17 protein-coding genes are annotated in these 18,807 nt (G+C 41.5%); 9 read left to right on the top strand and 8 right to left on the bottom strand.

What is annotated here, in order from left to right; genetic code table 11:
• Positions 1–699: a rhomboid family intramembrane serine protease gene (locus V7K32_RS03720; protein WP_334990446.1), complete on the top strand. Its 699-nt coding sequence runs from the start codon at positions 1–3 to the stop codon at positions 697–699.
• 415 nt (positions 700–1,114) lie between these two features.
• Positions 1,115–1,684, top strand: a complete 570-nt coding sequence (locus V7K32_RS03715; RefSeq protein ID WP_334990444.1) for a hypothetical protein — start codon at positions 1,115–1,117, stop codon at positions 1,682–1,684.
• Positions 1,685–2,102: 418 nt separating this feature from the next.
• Here the strand turns inward: V7K32_RS03715 and V7K32_RS03710 are convergent, their stop codons facing one another.
• On the bottom strand, positions 2,103–3,833 hold the full coding sequence (locus V7K32_RS03710; protein ID WP_334990442.1) for an IS66 family transposase: 1,731 nt from the start codon (positions 3,831–3,833) through the stop codon (positions 2,103–2,105).
• A 234-nt stretch (positions 3,834–4,067) separates the two neighbouring features.
• Here V7K32_RS03710 and V7K32_RS03705 point away from each other — a divergent pair, with 234 nt between their 5' ends.
• From V7K32_RS03705 to V7K32_RS03690, 4 genes are all read left to right on the top strand, one after another.
• Entirely contained in the window at positions 4,068–6,716 is a 2,649-nt protein-coding gene (locus tag V7K32_RS03705; RefSeq protein WP_334990440.1) for a PAS domain-containing hybrid sensor histidine kinase/response regulator, read from the top strand.
• A 206-nt stretch (positions 6,717–6,922) separates the two neighbouring features.
• The gene (locus V7K32_RS03700; RefSeq protein ID WP_334883933.1) at positions 6,923–7,153 is read left to right on the top strand and encodes an addiction module protein; all 231 of its coding nucleotides are present in this window, start codon (positions 6,923–6,925) and stop codon (positions 7,151–7,153) included.
• Positions 7,150–7,446, top strand: a complete 297-nt coding sequence (locus tag V7K32_RS03695) for a type II toxin-antitoxin system RelE/ParE family toxin (protein ID WP_334990438.1) — start codon at positions 7,150–7,152, stop codon at positions 7,444–7,446. Before V7K32_RS03700 ends, V7K32_RS03695 begins: the two co-directional genes overlap by 4 nt.
• Before the next feature lie 310 nt (positions 7,447–7,756).
• Entirely contained in the window at positions 7,757–9,073 is a 1,317-nt protein-coding gene (locus V7K32_RS03690; protein WP_334990436.1) for a GTPase family protein, read from the top strand.
• 101 nt (positions 9,074–9,174) lie between these two features.
• On the opposite strand, the gene V7K32_RS03685 is transcribed toward V7K32_RS03690, so the two are convergent.
• Complete coding sequence (locus tag V7K32_RS03685) at positions 9,175–9,654, bottom strand: GNAT family N-acetyltransferase (protein ID WP_334990434.1); 480 nt, start codon at positions 9,652–9,654, stop codon at positions 9,175–9,177.
• 84 nt (positions 9,655–9,738) lie between these two features.
• Entirely contained in the window at positions 9,739–10,971 is a 1,233-nt protein-coding gene (locus V7K32_RS03680) for a DUF4336 domain-containing protein (protein ID WP_334990432.1), read from the bottom strand.
• Positions 10,972–11,144: 173 nt separating this feature from the next.
• On the opposite strand from V7K32_RS03680, the gene V7K32_RS03675 reads away from it, so the two are divergent.
• From V7K32_RS03675 to V7K32_RS03665, 3 genes are all read left to right on the top strand, one after another.
• Entirely contained in the window at positions 11,145–11,765 is a 621-nt protein-coding gene (locus V7K32_RS03675) for a hypothetical protein (protein ID WP_334990430.1), read from the top strand.
• 163 nt (positions 11,766–11,928) lie between these two features.
• A complete protein-coding gene (locus V7K32_RS03670) occupies positions 11,929–12,894 on the top strand; it encodes an acetamidase/formamidase family protein (protein ID WP_334990428.1) in 966 nt (321 codons plus the stop codon).
• A gap of 24 nt (positions 12,895–12,918) precedes the next feature.
• Positions 12,919–13,284: a sulfite exporter TauE/SafE family protein gene (locus tag V7K32_RS03665; RefSeq protein WP_334990426.1), complete on the top strand. Its 366-nt coding sequence runs from the start codon at positions 12,919–12,921 to the stop codon at positions 13,282–13,284.
• 8 nt (positions 13,285–13,292) lie between these two features.
• Here the strand turns inward: V7K32_RS03665 and V7K32_RS03660 are convergent, their stop codons facing one another.
• The 5 genes from V7K32_RS03660 to V7K32_RS03640 form a co-directional block, all read right to left on the bottom strand.
• Complete coding sequence (locus tag V7K32_RS03660) at positions 13,293–13,913, bottom strand: NADPH-dependent FMN reductase (RefSeq protein ID WP_334990424.1); 621 nt, start codon at positions 13,911–13,913, stop codon at positions 13,293–13,295.
• Positions 13,914–14,047: 134 nt separating this feature from the next.
• A complete protein-coding gene (locus V7K32_RS03655; protein WP_334990422.1) occupies positions 14,048–14,782 on the bottom strand; it encodes an amino acid ABC transporter ATP-binding protein in 735 nt (244 codons plus the stop codon).
• Entirely contained in the window at positions 14,775–16,286 is a 1,512-nt protein-coding gene (locus V7K32_RS03650) for an ABC transporter permease subunit (protein WP_334990420.1), read from the bottom strand. Before V7K32_RS03650 ends, V7K32_RS03655 begins: the two co-directional genes overlap by 8 nt.
• Before the next feature lie 169 nt (positions 16,287–16,455).
• Positions 16,456–17,436 carry a 2-dehydropantoate 2-reductase gene (locus V7K32_RS03645; protein ID WP_334990418.1) on the bottom strand — a complete coding sequence of 327 codons (981 nt, stop codon included), beginning with the start codon at positions 17,434–17,436 and terminating at the stop codon, positions 16,456–16,458.
• A gap of 23 nt (positions 17,437–17,459) precedes the next feature.
• The gene (locus tag V7K32_RS03640; protein ID WP_334990416.1) at positions 17,460–18,335 is read right to left on the bottom strand and encodes an inositol monophosphatase family protein; all 876 of its coding nucleotides are present in this window, start codon (positions 18,333–18,335) and stop codon (positions 17,460–17,462) included.
• Positions 18,336–18,807 lie beyond the last annotated feature (472 nt).

Here is an 18,807-nt window from a genome sequence, read left to right as displayed (position 1 = left end):
ATGATTCCTATTAGTGATAATATTCGTTGTCGGAATAAACCGATTATTAATTACTGGCTGATTGGTATTAATATTGCCGTATTTTTATGTGAGCTTCAACTAGAATTTAGTGGCGGATTAGGCGATTTTGTTAATAGCTGGGGTGTGATTCCAGCCCAGATTAGTGGGGCAATTATAAATGCCTTATTTTACAACAATGCTGCTTGGATAATTGTAATTTGGCGCACATTTTCACTACTTTTTGCAATATTCCTACATGGCAGCTTTAGTCAAATATTGGGAAATCTGTTATTTTTGTGGGTTTTTGGTAAGACTGTCGAAAATATTCTGGGACATAGACGCTATCTCGGATTGTATCTGGCTGCTGGCGCGATCGCTTATTGTGGACAAATTCTGGCAGAACCGAGTTTGACAATACCACTGATTGGGGGCAATGGCGCGATCGCAGCTGTTTTAGGAGCATATATTATGAAGCTTCCTAAAGCTAAAATTGACACAATTTTGCCCCTAATAATCTTGTATATCCCCATCGAACTTCCAGCTTTTTTCTATCTATTTTGGTGGTTTGTGCAACAATTATTTTATGGTATCGGCAGTTTAAACATTCCTCCTATTGGCATAAACCAATCGGGTGTTGTCTTCTGGGGACAGGTTGTGGGATTATTATTTGGTGCAGCTTTGATGCGTTTAAAGAGATAAATTATTATTAAATCATCACTGGATGGAAAGTGTTTTTTGAGTTTTTTGATCAGTATCGGCTCAATAAATAGGGGGAGCCGATACCATCTTACTTTACACAAAAAGTGGGAGAATGTCTCGTAAGAAGCAGTACTTACAAATAATGACAATCATTAATGTCAGTCACCAATACGTTATATGCGCTTCGCTTCTAGGGCACACTGGAGCCAAAAGCTCCTGAACCGAGTTCATCATCTGGACTGTCGCACCAATCGCTTACATACGATTTAGATGGATGGTTGAGATCGAGGAGAAGACTTTATGCGTTGGATGATGGATGTTTTTCGGTGGATTGTTGAGGTCGTTAAGAAAACTTTTGCTGTTTCTGGATAAGTTTTGGCAACACAAATGTATAATTAATTAGGAGAACATACTCATGTCTAATCAAGATGTCGTTAAGTTTGGTGATACCTTCTATATCAAGCATGAGAGCAATAAATACTTGATTGCGGTTGAACAAGGACGCTACAACTGGCCGAAGTTGAGCCAAGAGAAAAAAAAAGTAACAAAACTTGAACTTGTGGGCGGTAATGGCGAGGTTCAAGCCAACAGCCGCATCAAAATCAGAACGACAGAATCAGCAATGGGCAACAATAATATTTTGGGGGCTTTTGCGGATAGCCATGATTGTTACTATTGGCAAGATGGCTATGATGAGGATAAACAGAGCTGGCAGATTACTAAAGCTGATGGCGATACAGGTCTAATTCGCTATGGTGATCGCGTTCGCATCACCAACATCTCCTACAGTAATCAAAGCCTAGCTCCCGATATAAAGTACGATGGTTATATAACTACCGTGGAAAATGCTGGCGACTCGTGGATCTTAGCACCTGCTGCCGCGGTAGACAGTTCTTATAGAGGTTTAGACGATACGGGAAGGCACGATCCGGAAGAAGTAAGTGATGGAGAGGAGGATGATGATGATGTTCCTACTTGGTTCTAATTCATCTGTACTACCGTCTTCTTCTCGTTCGTCATCGTGGTTTTGCGTCATGTTGCGTGTTTGACGCTAACCACTGATACAGCAAAGATACTGGTCTTGCTTTAAAGTTTCTGTGAACGGTTCCAAAAAACAATTACTTAGGACTTACGCATTGACAGAGTAGTAAAATACTCTACATATTTATACTTCCCTAGTCCCTGATTTATCTACTAAGCTGTCGCATATATAACTTGCACTTTTCATGAAAAGTACCAGTGCATTCATGCAGAAATTCTAGTTCGATGTCAAAAAAGCTATAGCGTATATATAGCATAGTTTCCAGTTATCTTGTCCCTGATGACAGCTTCCCTATATCCACCCCATCATGTACGATGAGGTTAAACAAAGCTGGTATCCCCTGAATACTTCCGGGAAAAAGTTATTCAGTCACCCATGAGCAACCAAAAGGATTGAGAAGATATTTTTCGCGAATAATAGACCCCAAAGATGGAATATTTCCCAGATGAGAAATGCGGTCACGGATATATTCAAAAAAGCTGATTCCTAACTTACGAGTAGTAGCAACAAGAGACATAAAAGTATCCCAAGTCTGAGTCCCCTCAAGAGTTTGAGTTGCATAACTAATGTGACGTCGCTGCACCATCGTCCTGACAGCTAACTCTGCCGGATTATTATGCAAGGGCAATTCAGGATGCTCTAAAACATATAGCAACTCGGAACTTTTTAGGAGCGTTAATCGTTTTCGCTCATCCAATTGTTGATAATCACTTGGAGTATCGAAAAGTTTCCAAAACTCAGACCTAAGTTTGTCTGCTCTTTGCTGACTGGGAGAATCTTTATAAGCAAGTAAGTCTCGATAGTAATCCCAGAAATCATCTAGAAATTTATCAAGAGTTTTTTGGTGACAAGCAACATAAGGAGTCAACTTCTTATAGTGTCGTCCCTCATGCACCCAACATAAAGCTATACTATCAGTCAGTAACTTGAACTGGGGAGCATCATCACAAACGAGAGTTTGTACCACTGGCCAATCAGTTTGCTGATGATAGAAAGCAATCGCTGCTGCTTCGGTGATGCGAGTCCGTTGTTGAGAACCAAGTTTGGGTAGATATGTATCAAGTAGGGCATTAAACTCTGCCTCACTCAACACGGTTTCTTGAGGTAATAGTTTAAGTGCGTTTTTCCATTTAGCTGGAAGTTGGAAAGTCTCCAGTAAATTATATGTGAGTTGATTGAGAATTAACTCCAATTCTCGTCCGTTTTGCAATACTTTCACTACACTCAATCGGTCTTTATTGGCAGTAGTCGAGTAGATTGTATATAAAGAGTTGCACACTACATTAGTGGTGTAGTTCACCCCACCCACCCGCGCACCTGTTTGGTCTAAGTGTTGCCAAGGACTGCTCTCTAGTCCCGACGCATATACTTCTGTTTTCTCGCTTTCAAAATCAACGTGGTTTTTAATTAGTAGGTTCGATAAATATCCTGCTGATATGGATATCCCAATATCTTCTAAAAACTCTAATAATTTGCCTTGGGTCATGTTACCAAGGCAGCTTTGCGGGGGAAGCTTCCCCCGCAAACGTGCCGCCCCGTAGTACAGACTAATCATTAAGGTTTTGATTCCAGGCCCGAATTCCCCTTCGTAACCACAAGGAAGTTCGGCTAAATAGGTTTTTCCAACTGATGGTGAGTAGTATTTCTCTTTCCGGAATAATATGTTGTCCGTTAAGAGAGTGATGTCTTGGATGATTACTTCTTGATAACCTTTAAATTCTGCGTCTGCTGGCAGTAATTCTAGGGGGTATTTCAGTATTTCTTCTCTATCTATTTTAATCGTCCCGTTCTTACTGCCTTTGCTGTGCTTTTTTGGGGTCTGTCGTTCTTTTTCTGATGAGTGATTTTTGGCATCCCCTTTCTTGTTGGCTTTGATGTCTGGCTGACTTTTTTCTCCTTTCAGGCGGTTATTTTCATCTTTTAACTGTTGATTTTCTGTTCGTAATTCTTTTACTTCTGCTTGTAATTGCTCTATGAGGTTCAGTAATATTTCTATTGTTCGACGCATTGATTCGTCTGCAATTTCTTTTGGCTCGATGGCTTGCAGTATCTCTTCTCCCGTTTTCTTACTCGAATCTAGCTTTTGCGTCATGTCTCATATTTTATTATGTTCTGTCTCCCAACATTCCTTATTTTTCTCGGCTACCCCTATTTATTGAGCCGATACTTTGATCAGATATGGCTCTTAATCTCAAAAGATGTCTTTTGACTAAAACTTATGCGCCTTTTGATAGATTACATTTTTTAGCTTAGAAATTCATACTGTTAAAGCTAGGGGATGCCTACTCTTCAAATCGGTATTGTTTAGTAATAAGCGGTGTGCAAGATGCAAAATGTTGATAAAATGAACTTTCAAGTCACTGATGAATTAGCAGCTCTGCGTTCGTGTGTAGCTGAATTAGAGCAATCAGAAACATTTTATCAGCAAAGGCAAGCAGCCCTTGAGAAGCAAGTAATAGAGCTAGAAAAAAAATTAGCACTTGCACTAGAATATCCTCATATTCAAGCTGTTGAATATGATATCAAGCGGCATCTTGAACAAAAGACATCCACAGCGTTGAATGTGCCAATAGATGTAGCAGTTGCTTTAGAGCAACTACAACAAGAAATTGCAGAACGACAGCAGGTAGAAGCTTCCCTAAGAGAGAGTGAAGAACGGCTTAGATTAGCCCTAGATGCTTCCCAGATGAGCTTGTGGGATTGGAATATTGTTACCAATCAAATTATCTGGTCTGAAAATCATGAAGTGCTTTTTGGTCTGCTTCCAGGTAGTTTTGACAGCAGCTATGAAAGTTTTCTCAAGTGGATTCATCCTGAAGATAGACAAGCTGTAAGGCAAGTTATCACCCAGGCTATGGCACAAAAGACTGACTATAATGATGAATTTCGCATAGTTAGAGCAGACCAAAGTACACATTGGATTTCTGCTAAGGGAAAATTTATCTATGACCCTTGTGGACAAGCGGTACGAATGATCGGCGTTTGTATGGAAATTACTGTCTGCAAGCAAGCAGAAAAAAGTACTCGTGAACTAACAACCCAAGTGCAAGAACAGGCAAATATTTTAAATGCCATCCTCACCGCCTCAGTCGATCACATTTACATCTTTGATGGCAAAGGTTGCTATCAGCATGTCAGTCGGGATGCAGCTACAGTATTAGGCTCAAAGCCCCAGGATCTTGTCGGAAAAACTTTGCAAGACCTGGATGTACCCCCAGAGATTGTAGAACAGGTAGATAATCAACGACAAGCTGTAATGAAAACTGGGCAGCCAATCAAGGATGAGTGTAAATATCTTACTCCTGATGGGGTACATTATTATGAATACATCCTTACACCATTACGGAATTCCAAGCAAATTATTGAAGGCGTAATTACAGTTTCTCGTGATATTACCGAACACAAACGCGCCGAAAAATCATTACGCGAAAGTGAAGCCAGATTTCGGCGTTTGTTTGAATCCAACTTAATAGGTGTCGCTTTTTGGAATGTGCATGGCTTTATTCTTGATGCCAATGATGCCTTTCTTCAGCTAGCTGGCTACACTCGTGATGAATTTGCTACTTTGGGTAGAATTAATTGGAGAGAACTTACTCCTATTGAATATAAAGATTTAGACGATCGCGCCCTTTTGGAAGTGCAAACTACTGGAGTTTCTAGAATTTATGAGAAAGAATATCTTCAGCGCGACGGGAAGCGAGTCCCAATTGTTTTGGGGATAGCCTTGCTGAATGATTCCAAAAATAATGGTGTTGCTTTTGTACTAGATATAACCGCTCGTAAATCAGTTGAGAAAGAATGCGATCGCCTCCTCGAACGAGAAATGAAAGCACGCAAAGAAGCAGAAATCGCCAACAAAATCAAAGATGAATTTCTGGCGGTTCTCTCCCATGAACTGCGAACCCCACTTAACTCTGTTCTGGGGTGGTCGAAAATGTTGCGAACTCGTAATTTTGATGAAAAAACCACTAACCACGCCTTAGAAACCATTGAACGCAACGCCAAGTTACAAACTCAGCTAATTGAAGATTTGTTGGATGTGTCTCGCATCCTCCGAGGAAAATTAAACTTAAATGTCTGTCCAGTAAATTTGGTAATGGTAGTTGAAGCCGCACTAGAGACAGTAAAACTCGCAGCACAAGCTAAATCAATTCAAATTCAAACGATATTTGATCCCACATTAGGACAAGTGATGGGCGATGCAAATCGGCTTGAGCAAGTTGTGTGGAATCTACTTTCCAATGCGGTAAAATTTACGCCAGCAGGTGGGCGGGTAGAAATTCGACTGATGGAAATTGGTAACCAAGCTCAAATTCAAGTCAGTGATACAGGTAAGGGAATTAGCCCAGAATTTTTGCCTTATGTGTTCGATTACTTTCGCCAAGCTGATAGCACAACTACGCGGTCATTTGGTGGATTAGGTTTAGGATTAGCGATCGTGCGTAAGGTTGTAGAGATGCATGGGGGAAATGTTCAAGCCGAAAGTCCTGGAGAAGGATTGGGTAGCACCTTCACTGTTGAACTACCGCTTTTAGTTAGAAGTGAACAGATCGCGCATGGAGAGAATGAGTCTTTAGATTGTGAAGCTGAATCCTCCCTGCTTTGCGATACTCAAGTTTTGGTCGTGGACGATGAACCAGATATCCGCGACTTAGTGACCTTTATTTTACAAGACTACGGTGTACAAGTAACTGCCGTATCTTCAGCACACGAAGCACTACAAGCGCTGTCTGAGTCAGTACCAGATGTTTTAATTAGCGATATTGGAATGCCAAAAAAAGACGGTTATATGCTGATGCGTGAAGTGCGATCGCGATCGCCCGAACAAGGAGGACGCGTACCAGCGATCGCTCTGACGGCTTATGCAGGCGAAATGAATCAGCAGCAAGCATTAGCCGCCGGATTTCAAATGCATATTTCTAAACCAGTAGATCCAGATGTATTGCTGAAGGCGATCGCTGATTTGATTAATTAGTCATTGGTCACTTGTACTGACTGACTTACTTTGAGCCTGTCCTGAGCCTGTCCTGAGCGTAGCCTAAGGGCGAAGTCGAAAGGAGTCGAAGTATTGGTAATTGCTTTTTGGTACTGCCTCCGGCAAGAGTGCGAATTGGTTTAATGTTGTGCCATATCTACTGCTTTCCTGCTAGACTCTGGATAGTCGCTATGCTTTCAGGAATTATGGCATCTGTTGAGCAAGTCATGAAAGAAGCCTTAGCTTTGCCCAGTGCCGCGAGAGCATTGTTGGCAGAAAAGCTGGTTGAAAGTCTTGAATTTGATGTAGACGAAACACTTCAAACACTGTGGACAGATGAAGCCAAGAAGCGTAGAGATGAAGTTCGCAGTGGTGCAATTCAACCCATTCCTGGAGAGGAAGCATTAGCTAGGGTAAGACAATTTTTGGAGCAATGAAATACGTCTTTCATCCAGCAGCATTAACTGAATACGGTGAAGCGGTCAAGTTTTACGCAGAGCGTCGAGTTGAATTAGCACAAGCATTTATTAATACGGTTGAGGATACAATTTTCCGAATTATCCAGTCACCGACTCGCTGGGCTGTTGTTGAGGAAGACATTCGTCGATGTCTAACGCGCAAATTTCCCTATGGAATTTTATACACCATTGAGGAAGATTACGTTTTAATTTTGGCGGTGATGCACTGTAGCCGCAAACCGGAATACTGGAAAGAGCGCCTCACAGACTAGCCGCCGGATTTCAAATGCATATTTCTAAATCGCTAGATCCAGATGTATTGCTGAAGGCGATCGCTGATTTGATTAATTAGTCTGTCATTAGACATCTCCGACAATGAATGTAGAGACGCGAAATTTCGCGTCTCTACAAGGATTTCAGGTTACGCATATTTAATTTCTGGAGATGTCTATTAGTCATTAATTATTCTTCCCCAGCTTCCAAAACGCGATCGCCCAAGTTGATAACACTACTAACGGTACTGGTTTTCCCTTTAAAAATCGCTATAAGATGAGTAAAAGGGTTTTCTACGTTTAGATGCAAATGACTGAGCAACATGATTCTCAGCAATTGAGTGAACCGACCGACAAAACGATAACCAAATCGGTCGATAATTCCTGGACAAACCGCATTGGTGATGTCTGGAACAAAGCAACAACACATCTAACGCAACTACTACCCGTAGAACAACTGGCACAGACGGTTGTTGAATGGTTTAGTGTGAGCGAAACTCAGGTTGCCGAGATTTTAGAGAAAATCCGAGCCGAACTGCCAACCACTGAAGCCGTCCTAATTGGTAAACCCCAAGCTGGAAAAAGTTCAATTGTCCGGGGATTGACAGGAGTTTCTGCCGATATCGTCGGTCAGGGCTTTCGTCCTCACACGCAACATACAGAGCGCTATGCCTATCCTTCCAATGACCTGCCGTTACTGATTTTTACTGATACGGTGGGGCTTGGTGATGTTAAACAAGATACTCAATTAATCATTCAAGAGTTAGTTGGCGATTTAAAAAAGGAGACTCGTTCCGCTAGAATCCTGCTTCTCACCGTCAAAATCAATGATTTTGCAACTGACACGCTACGACAAATTGCTCAACAGTTGCGCCAGCAGTATCCAAACATTCCCTGTTTGTTGGTAGTTACCTGCTTGCATGAGATTTATCCGGGCGATACCATCGATCATCCTGCATATCCGCCAGATTATCAGGAACTCAATCGCGCATTTGCCGCAATCCAACAAGCATTTGCTGGAATAACTGACCACTCGGTACTCATTGACTTTACCCTAGAAGAAGATGGCTACAATCCGGTATTTTATGGCTTAGAAGCACTGCGAGATTCCTTAGCAGAACTACTCCCAGAAGCAGAAGCCCAGGCGATTTATCAGTTATTAGATCGAGAAGAAGCTGGGAAGCAACTTGGTAATCTTTATCGAGATGCTGCACGCCGTTATATTTTGCCATTTTCGATTATGTCTGCCACCCTGGCGGCTGTCCCTCTGCCATTTGCGACAATGCCCGTACTTACTGCCTTGCAAGTATCAATGGTGGGACTGTTGGGTAAATTATATGGGCAGACAGTTACTCCATCTCAGGCGGGAGGCGTTGTGAGTGCGATCGCAGGTGGTTTTTTAGCCCAGGCAATAGCACGAGAGTTAATTAAATTTATACCAGGTTTTGGGAGTGCGATCGCAGCCTCTTGGGCAGCCGCCTATACCTGGGCATTAGGGGAAGCCGCCTGCGTTTACTTTGGTGATTTAATGGGAGGTAAGAAACCCGATCCCCAAAAAATTCAGTTGGTGATGCAAGAAGCATTTCAGGCGGCGCAAGAACGGTTTAAAGTAATTCGTAATTCGTAATTCGTAATTCGTAATGACTTCCCCGAACGCGAGTACGTCTCCAAGAGTTGGGGCTGGCGTTCTCTACGAGACGCGCAAGGGATTTTTAAAATAATCAAACCTTAAGACTCAATAATCTGTTTCTCAAAGCAAACACTCACTGGATTTCTTACATAGCGTCCATAGGCTGCTATAGATTGATAACCCGCAGATTCATATAAGCGAATCGCTGGCTGTTGATAAATACCTGTTTCTACACGTAAGCTGCAATAACCAAAAATCTGAGCGCGTCTTTCTAAGTCAGCCAGAACTATTTTGGCCACACCTCTACCACGCCAAGCCGATTCTACAAACATCCGTTTAATTTCGCCGATTTCCTCAGCAAGTGGAACAACTGCGCCGCAAGCGATGGGCTGACTTTGAATCCAAACAATGACAAACACAGATTTGGGTTGGCTGAAGTCAAGGGGAGGGAATTTTCCATCCGCCGTATCACCATATAGAGAAGTAAGCTCTTGATACATCCGATTGATCAAGATATTTGATACAGGACTTTCGTAATTTTCTGGGTAAATTAGGAGTTTATCAAGATTTTCGGGCATAATTTCAATTCATATCATGTCCGCTAAATTACTTGTGATAGTGAACCAATCGCTTACCGCACGGCCAGCCTCTAATTGTTTTTCCTACACTTTCTCCTTGGCTGATGGCACAATACCAAACTTATTCAAACCTGCATCGATTTCTTTGAGTAGTTTAAAATCCTCCTCTGGTAAGGGATAGCTGCTACTGCTGAATAAACCCGCACTGACAGGCGGCTGTTTTTCCAAAAAAGAGAAAGCTTGGCGAAACTGATGCGGTTCGGCTTTAATTGGTGAATCAAAGTGACAGGGAATTATCCACTCAAAGTCCCAACTAGCAACTTTATCAGCCCAGTCGATGGTTTCTTGCGGTGCGCGGTTGAGAATCAACGTCTGTAAAATTGGGGCGACAAACAAACGCCCATTCCCTCGCAAAGCATCAAACGATCGCTGCCAATCTGGATGCCAATTAAAAGGATACAATCCAAAATAGGCTTTCTTTGAGCGTTCTGGTGCTTTCAAAGCATCTTGCAACACCTGACTCCATTGGCGGATATTTAGTGCGTTTGGTTGAAAATACAAAGCAAACAACGAGATACGCCCCCAACCCTTACGCCGATTTAGTTGAATGTCTGCAATAATATCAGAAGCATAATCCTTGGCATGAAATAGTAAGGGATATGGATCTAAAAGTGCGATCGCAGGTGGATCTTCTGGGATAGAAAGTACACAATCTGTTACTAAAAGAGTATGCGATCGCTTGTGGAAAAAAGCAACTTCTGCAAACCGACCAGGGCCAAGCTCGATAGGACCTAGCATTGCATAATCAAATTCGTCAGCAAAGGGTGTTTTGCTACTATCTTCTGGGAGTACTTGAGTTCGTTTTGGTGGTAAGCCAAGCCAGCTAAGGGGGAGATTTAGCGGGAAACTCCACTGATGGGGAGCCACAAACACCTGTGAAGTCGGAAAGTATCTGGCGAAGGGACCGACGAATACCTTATGTTCTATACCGGAGATAGTTGGCAGGATAATGTACTTAATGTTACCGTGTTCTCCCACCAACTCAGTCACAAGCCGGATGCACTCTGGGGTTGGTGCAACAGGCGCGTAGACGAGAAGACCCCCAGTTTCGAGCTTAACCACAGTCATGCGAATCGGTACAACAACGTAGAAAATGCCCTGAATCTGGTCAAAATTCCAAATTGTGTCCTTAACCACTTCTTTGCGGATTGTCTGCCGTTTGCCATAAGGGTAGAGTGGCACAACAGGCCATAATCCCCACGAGAAGTCTTTTGGATGTATCTGTTGTGTATTGACTATGCGTTCATCATCAGCCACTCTGCAACCCCTCCAAATTCCCTGCTCAAATTGTTTTTATTTGCTATCCCCAAAGTTGGAGTTTAGCAAATTGTTGAGATAATGATACCAATTCGTAATCGGCTACGCCCCGCTACCCTAACGTAATTCGTAATTCTTAATATCTTTGATGTGGTTGATTTACAATAAAAAACATGAGCAAATATAGAATTTTAAAACCTGAACAAAGTTACACTTTTAGTCAATACTTTTTGTTACCTAACCCAACAATAGATATAGTAGCTGAGTTTGAGTACAGCTACGATCGCACAGAGCTAGAATTACCAAGATACTTGGCTGAGGTTAGCTATTTAGAATTTTTACAAAATTATTTACAGCGCAATATAAAGCTTTTTAATCCGACGACTGAGATATCAATTAGAGAATTTATGATTGCTCCTATTATTGCTGAAATCTGCGCTCAGACAAAAGCTCAGTTATATAGTGAGTATCCAATTAATGTGGACGAAAAGCTCAAAGGTACTTTGGATTATTATTTACATAATTCTAACTCTTTATTGGTGATTGAAGCAAAACAATCAGATATCAGAAGGGGCTTTACACAGCTAGCAGTAGAATTAATAGCCCTCGATCAGACTCTAGATGATCAATCATCAATTTTATTTGGCGCAGTTACTAATGGAGATGACTGGAAATTTGGTACACTCAATAGACAACAAAAGCTAATTACAGAAGATATTAAACTTTATCGTGTTCCTGAAGGTTTAGAAGATTTGGTACGAGTATTAGTAGGCATCCTTTCATCTGAGGCTTGAGGCAAGTTGAATTTAAAAGTCCCTCGGACATCTATGGGAGAGGGATTTAGGGTGAGGGCAAAAACTACGGTTATCAACTAAGATCCGGTTTAAATTCTTATTTTTCTGAAAAAGATTCGTAAAAACTGCCGTAAAAATAGAATGAAATAGCCCTGAATATGATATGACTTATTACATTTTAAAAGCTACCAAGGAAACGGTGCATCTGGGTGGTTTCTCCCATCTACTAAAACCAGCCCTCACTATTAATTCAGGCGATACGGTTGAGGTAGAAACTTATACTGGTTACTACGTTTACGACAAAGCACCACCAGAATTTGTCACACCAGAATTTATCGACATCTGCCAAAATCTTCTACCAGAACGCAAAATTGCTGGGGGGCCGCATTTACTCACAGGGCCGATTTATGTACGCGATGCCGAAGCAGGGGATGTTTTAGAAGTACAATTAGATGCGATCGCACCTAGTTTACCTATCGGCTTCAATGCAATCCGTACAGGCTGGGGAGCTTTACCACATCAGTTTCCTCAACCTGCTTTGAGATTCATTCCTCTAGATTTAGTAAAGAATATCGCTGAATTTCCGGCGGGTGCTGGGATAAAAATTCCCCTCAAACCGTTTTTTGGAATTCTTGGTGTCGCTACTCCAGAAACCTCTCGAACTTCTGTCCCACCAGGTTCTTACGGCGGTAATATCGACAACCAAGAACTACAAGCGGGTTCTCGTTTATTTTTGCCGATTTTTGTACCAGGTGCATTATTTTCTATTGGTGATGGACATTCTGCACAAGGAGACGGCGAAGTAAATGTTACCGCCATTGAAACTTCTATGAATGGTAGAATTACCCTCAAACTTCGCAAGGATTTACAACTGACAACACCAATCGCCGAAACTCCAACTCATATCATCACAATGGGTTTTGCTCAAAGCTTAGATGAAGCTTTAGAATTGGCTTTAAAAAACATGATTAATTTTCTGGAACGCTTCGTAAATTTATCGCCAGAAGATGCTTATGTATTGTGTAGTTTAGCTGTAAATTTTCATATTACTCAAGTTGTGAACAGCCCCCATAAAGGTGTGCATGGAATGCTACCTAAATCAATCTTTTCGCATAAAATTAATTTATAATTTGGAATTTAGCGACCATTTTTTATGTCTAATATCTTGATACAACTGTTGTTAATTGGTTTAGTTGCTGGCGTTGCTGGCGGTATGTTTGGTATCGGAGGCGGCGCAATTATGATTCCGGCAATGGTGTTAGTAATTGGTTTGGATCAGAAATTAGCTACAGGAACTTCTGTGGCTGCTCAAATTTTACCAATCGGCATTTTAGCAGCCTTAGTTTACCAACGCAACGGTAATCTTAATATCAAATATGCCCTGATTATTGCAGTTGGTTTAATCGTGGGTAATTTTTTCGGGGCATTGTTTGCAAATCAGCCGTTTATTAGCAGCGAGTTGATGAAAAAGCTGTATGGCATCTTTATTTTAATAATAGGTATTCGTTATCTACTATGAAATTGAATTTAATTGAGCTTCAGCAATATCTTTGTTAAGCCAGCGCCTAACTGCTCAACAGATTCCTGCTGTTTATGATCTACTAAGGTGCCATCAGGATTGAAAGCTTCGTAAGCTTTGGATAGGGCTATTTGATCGGGAAGTACCAAAACTTTGATGTTTCCCAAAATAGAGCGCAGGTGAACCAAACCCCGCAAACCACCAAAACCGCCTGGGGAAGCGCTCATAATTGTAGCCACCTTACCTGCAAAAGCAGCTAATGGTGCTTCATTTGGGGCTGGACGAGATGCCCAGTCAATGGCGTTCTTCAAAACTGCTGTGAGTGAACTGTTATATTCCGGCGAAGCAATCAGCAATCCTTGATGAGAAATTAGCAAGTCTTTGAAAGTGCGGGCGTTGCTTGGTAGTCCTTCTTGAGCTTCCAAATCTTCATCAAACAGAGGTAAAGGCAAATCGCGGAGGTCTATATAAGTCACTTCTGCGCCTGCTGCTTTAGCGCCAGTCGCCGCGACTTTTACCAATTTTTTGTTGTAAGAATCAATCCGGGTGCTGCCTGCAAAGGCGAGGATTTTAGGTGTAGCTGCCATAATTCTAGTTTGAGTAGGAATAATTAACCTGTTCAGCTGCATTATCCTGTTTTCAGGCGATCGCTATTTGCTAGCTTTAGATTTTCTTTAGAAACCTTCTCTAAGTTACAAAATTACACTAATTTTAGTGAAGACTGAAAACCCTGCTTTGGAAGGTGCTTTGATTTATCCAGGTTCTAAAGCATTTTTTCTAAGAATTGTTTAGCGCGATCGCACTGAGGATTTTGAAAAAACTCATTAGGAGTAGTATCTTCTGCTAAAATACCCTGGTCGAGGAACATAATCCGATTGGCAACAACTCTAGCAAACCCCATTTCATGGGTAACGATCGCCATTGTCATTCCAGATAGGGCTAAAGCTTTCATTACTTCCAATACATCCTTAACCATTTCTGGATCTAATGCAGATGTGGGTTCATCAAACAAAATCATCTCTGGTTCCATTGCTAATGCCCGAGCGATTGCTACTCGCTGTTTCTGTCCCCCCGATAATTTGGATGGGTACACAGACGCTTTTGGCTCTAAACCTACCGATTTAAGCAATTCTAAGCCATGTTCTTCTGCTTTTTGCTTGTTTATTCCTTTCACCTTTATGGGCGCGTAGGTGACATTTTGTAGTACATTCATGTGGGGAAACAAATTAAAATGTTGAAATACCATTACCAAATGCTGGCGCACCTTAGCGATGTTTGCATTGGGCTTGGTAATTTCTTGCTCGTGAAAGTAGATTCTGCCTCTAGTGGGTTTTTCTAACAAGTTTATGCATCGCAGAAAAGTAGATTTACCTGAACCAGAACGGCCTAGTATGGCAACCACTTCTCCTTGGTAAAACTGAGTGGAAATATCTTTGAGTACGTCGAGTTTGCCAAAAGATTTACATAAGAATTCCGTGCGAACGACTACATTATTCACTTTGCCGTAACCTCCTTTCTAAAGCAGATGCACCCAAGGTCATACCCATTACTAAAACATAGTAGATTAACCCTGCAAATAGCAGTGGTTCAAAATAAATATACTTGTTTGCACCAACAATTTGGGCGCTGCGTAATATTTCCACCACCCCAATTGTTGACACTAGCGCAGAATCTTTAAGCAATCCGATAGTTTCATTTACCAATGCGGGGAGAATATTCTTCAATGCTTGGGGCAAAATTACATCCCACATCATCAACCAATAGGGAACACCCATAGACATCGCCGCTTCACTTTGTCCTTTATCCACCGCCTGAATTCCGCCCCTGATAGTTTCCGATATATAAGCGCCAGAATTCAGGGTAAAAGTTAACACCCCTGCCTGCAATGCTGAAATGTCATAGCCTGTAAGCTGGGGTGTTGCGTAGTAAACCAACGCTAACTGTAATAACAAAGGTGTACCTCGAAAAACAGAGGTGTAGACGTTAGCAACCCAGGTAAGCGGCTTGATGCCGAGAATTTTTAATAGAGACAGGATTGTTCCCCAGATTAACCCCAAGGATACAGATAATAGGGTAAACAACAAAGTTAAAGGGATTCCCCGCAGAATAAAGGGAATGTCTGGAATAATTCTGGTAAAATCGAGATTTAATCCGCCTTTGGTAGGAGTTGAAGATGCAGAATTAGCGGTAGTATTCTTTGAAAACCACTTGGCGACAAGTTTATTCAACGTCCCGTTGTCCTTCATTTGTTGAAGGACTTTGTTAAACGGTTCTACAAAAGAAGAACCTTTAGGAAAAGCGATCGCTGATCCACTTGCCTCCTCCGAGGGAATAATATTAAATTCTAAATCTGGGTTAGCTTGGGCGAATCCTTTAGCAACAGTATCCTCAACAATTGCTGCATCAATTCGTCTAGATTTGATTTCTTGAACTACTTCCGGCACTTTATTGAGTTGCTTTAGCTGAATACCTGCAAATTTTTGAGCAATTTTCTGAGCATTTTGTTCTTGTATAGTTCCTAGTTGTACCCCAACCTTTTTTCCTGATAAATCTTGGGGCTGCCTCAAATTGCTACCTTTAGGAGCGACAATAGTATCTTTGGCTTCGTAATAGATAATTGAAAAGTCAATATTTTTCTGACGTTCTGGAGTCGGAGTCATCCCAGCCATGACAAAATCAGCGCGATTTGCTTGGAGTGCAGGAATTAACCCATTAAAATCAGATTCCATTATTTGAAGTTTAAACCCTAGTTTTTCCGCCAGGGTTTTAGCAATATCTATATCAAAGCCAACGATTTGGCGTAGGCGTAGCCCGTCGTAGACATCGCCTCCTTTAGTATCATAAAATTCATAGGGAGGATAATCTGGGGAAGTAATCATCGTCAGCGTGTCTTTACCTAAAGGTGAAGCAGCTTTCAGAGAATTACTATGTCCTGCGATGATGCTGATTCCTACTACTGCTACAACCAGTATCGTTAATAGCCATACTTTTTTCTTCTTCATAAATAACCCACATTCCGCACTTGAAACTATCACATCAATAGAGAAAATTACACCTATGACATACAGCAAAGAAAAATTATAATATCCATTTTTAGAGACTTATCCCAAAATTGACACCAAAATCCTCTCTATTCTCCTCTCTCTGCGTTCTCTGCGCCTCTGTGGTTCGTCAAATTCTGATTTTAGTCGCCTCCAGCAACTTCACACTGGCATAAATAGCATCAATATAAGGTGTGGGAATTTGAGTAAGTTTTCCCAATTCTGCCACCGCGCCAACAATAGCATCTATCTCCGTAGCGCGTCCAGCTTCCATATCTTGTAGCATCGAAGTTTTATGGGCACCAACATTTTCTGCCCCATTAATTCGCGCCTCTAAACTAATGCCAAACTTTATACCCAAATTTTCTGCGATCGCTTGAGTTTCAGTCATCATTTGCCGCGCTAATTCACGGGTGAGGGGATAGCGACAAATATCCTCTAGAGTAGCACCAGTTAAAGCACTGATGGGATTAAAAGCCACATTTCCCCACAACTTGATCCAAATTTCCGTGCGAATTTGATTGCGGATTGGTGCTTTGAATCCCGCCTGTTTTAAAGTCTGTGCTAATAATTGAATGCGTTCTGTTTTAGTGCCGTCGATTTCACCAAGAGTAAAGCGATCGCCTTCAATATGCTTAATCACACCTGGTTCAATTATCTCAGTTGCCGGGTAAACAACACAACCGATGGCGCGGTCAGCACCGATACTAGCTTCAATAATCCCATCTGGGTCAACAGATTGAATCTGCGTACCTTCATACTCACCGCCATACTTGCGAAAGTACCACCAAGGAACCCCGTTTTGGGCTGTTACCACCATTGTATGAGGATTGTAGAGTGCAGGGAGGAAAGGTGCGATCGCAGGCATACTGTGAGCCTTAACAGTTAAAATTACTACATCTTGTAGCCCTGCTTCTTCAATATCGCTAGTTGCCAAAGCCGGAGTAGCAATTTGGCTAGAACCGTCTGCCATGAGTAACTTCAGCCCATTTTTTTTAATTGCCTCCAAATGAGAACCACGAGCGATTAGCGTCACATCTTCACCTGCTAGTGCCAATTTCGCCCCTAAATATCCACCAATCGCACCCGCACCAACAATACAGATTTTCATTTTGTCAAATTACTAATTATTTATTACTCAGCACTTTTGAAGCTTTGCATCGCTTTGAGTAAGTCTTGATGAACAGATTTTGAGGCAGCTATTATCAATCCAGGCATACTATAGTTTTCACAAGTATGCAGTGGTGGTAAAGTTGAACCATCCAAAGTAGTTACAATCCAGCCAGCCTCTTTCGCAATAAAAGCGAGTCCAGCACTATCAATAAATTTACCCGATTTGATCACTGCTCCACTCAAGTCACCACTGAGAATACCATTGAGATTAGGAATTTCAATATCACTAGAGTAATCAGTTGCTATATCGATGACTTTATATCGATCTTTTAGTAAATGTGCGATCGCATTCATTCCCCATCCCAACAAAATAGCAGGTTTGGCGGATGTTATCTGTAACGAGGCACAGGCTTCTAAACTCATCTCCAGCGTCCCTTTAAAAGCACCTTTACCTCGGATAGCGTAAAAATAAGTGTTTTGGGCAGGGGAAATGGCGATTACTGCTTCAAAGTCATCTGAATTTAAAATACTGAGAATAATTTGGTAATTAGAATGTCCATCAATGTAAAACTTCGTGCCATCGATTGGGTCGAGTGTGACTAAATAATCACCTTCTGAACCGAGGTCGGTAGCGCGAAAATACTTAGTGTTATTAGAACTTTCATATTCTTCGCCATAAAAGCGAATATCTGGGAAAGTTCCCAGTAATACTACTTCTACTAGATTTTGAATAGCCACATCTGCATCAGTAAGTGCAGCACTAAAAAAGTTGTTTCCTTGTTCTTTGGCGGGAAGTGCAGCAATTTTTGGTTGAAGAAAATGGGCATAGGCTGCTGCTATTTTCAGATGGGGGAGTAAAGTCTCTAAAATCAGTCGAGTAGTAGGTCTTGTAGACATTGCAGCAAACTCCTTTTAGAAATCATCTACCGTTGGCAGGGCGATAGAATTCTATATCTAGACAAAATTACGGTATCATTTTGATGCAATGATACCACCGTTGCTATATTACTCTAATCTGTGTGTCTGGTTAAGTTGCACAATCCTTAAAGGTTTAGTTTCCACATAGAAAGACTTTGGCTGTTGTTGATTTTGGGTTAGCGATCGCCTCAAAAAGCGTAACCGTTCAGCAATACATAACAAAGGTACTGTACGTACATTGAACGGTGAATAATGTGAAGAATATGTAAAGATGTGTCTTTAGGTAAAGACATTTAAATAAATTCGGTAGTATGTAGGTAGTATAGAGTTAATACAGAGTTATTTAAATTTTCTGTATTTTCACTCTAGTAATTCAATTTGTAAAGTCAATCTCTGCTCCACCCAAAGGCAATCTTATGAAACCATTACGCATTTTCCTAAGCGGCTTAAC

It is taken from the genome of Nostoc sp. (assembly GCF_036917635.1).
Taxonomy (GTDB): Bacteria; Cyanobacteriota; Cyanobacteriia; order Cyanobacteriales; family Nostocaceae; genus Nostoc.
Note: the sequence above shows the minus strand (reverse complement) of the source record. Positions and strands in the feature narration are given on the sequence as shown.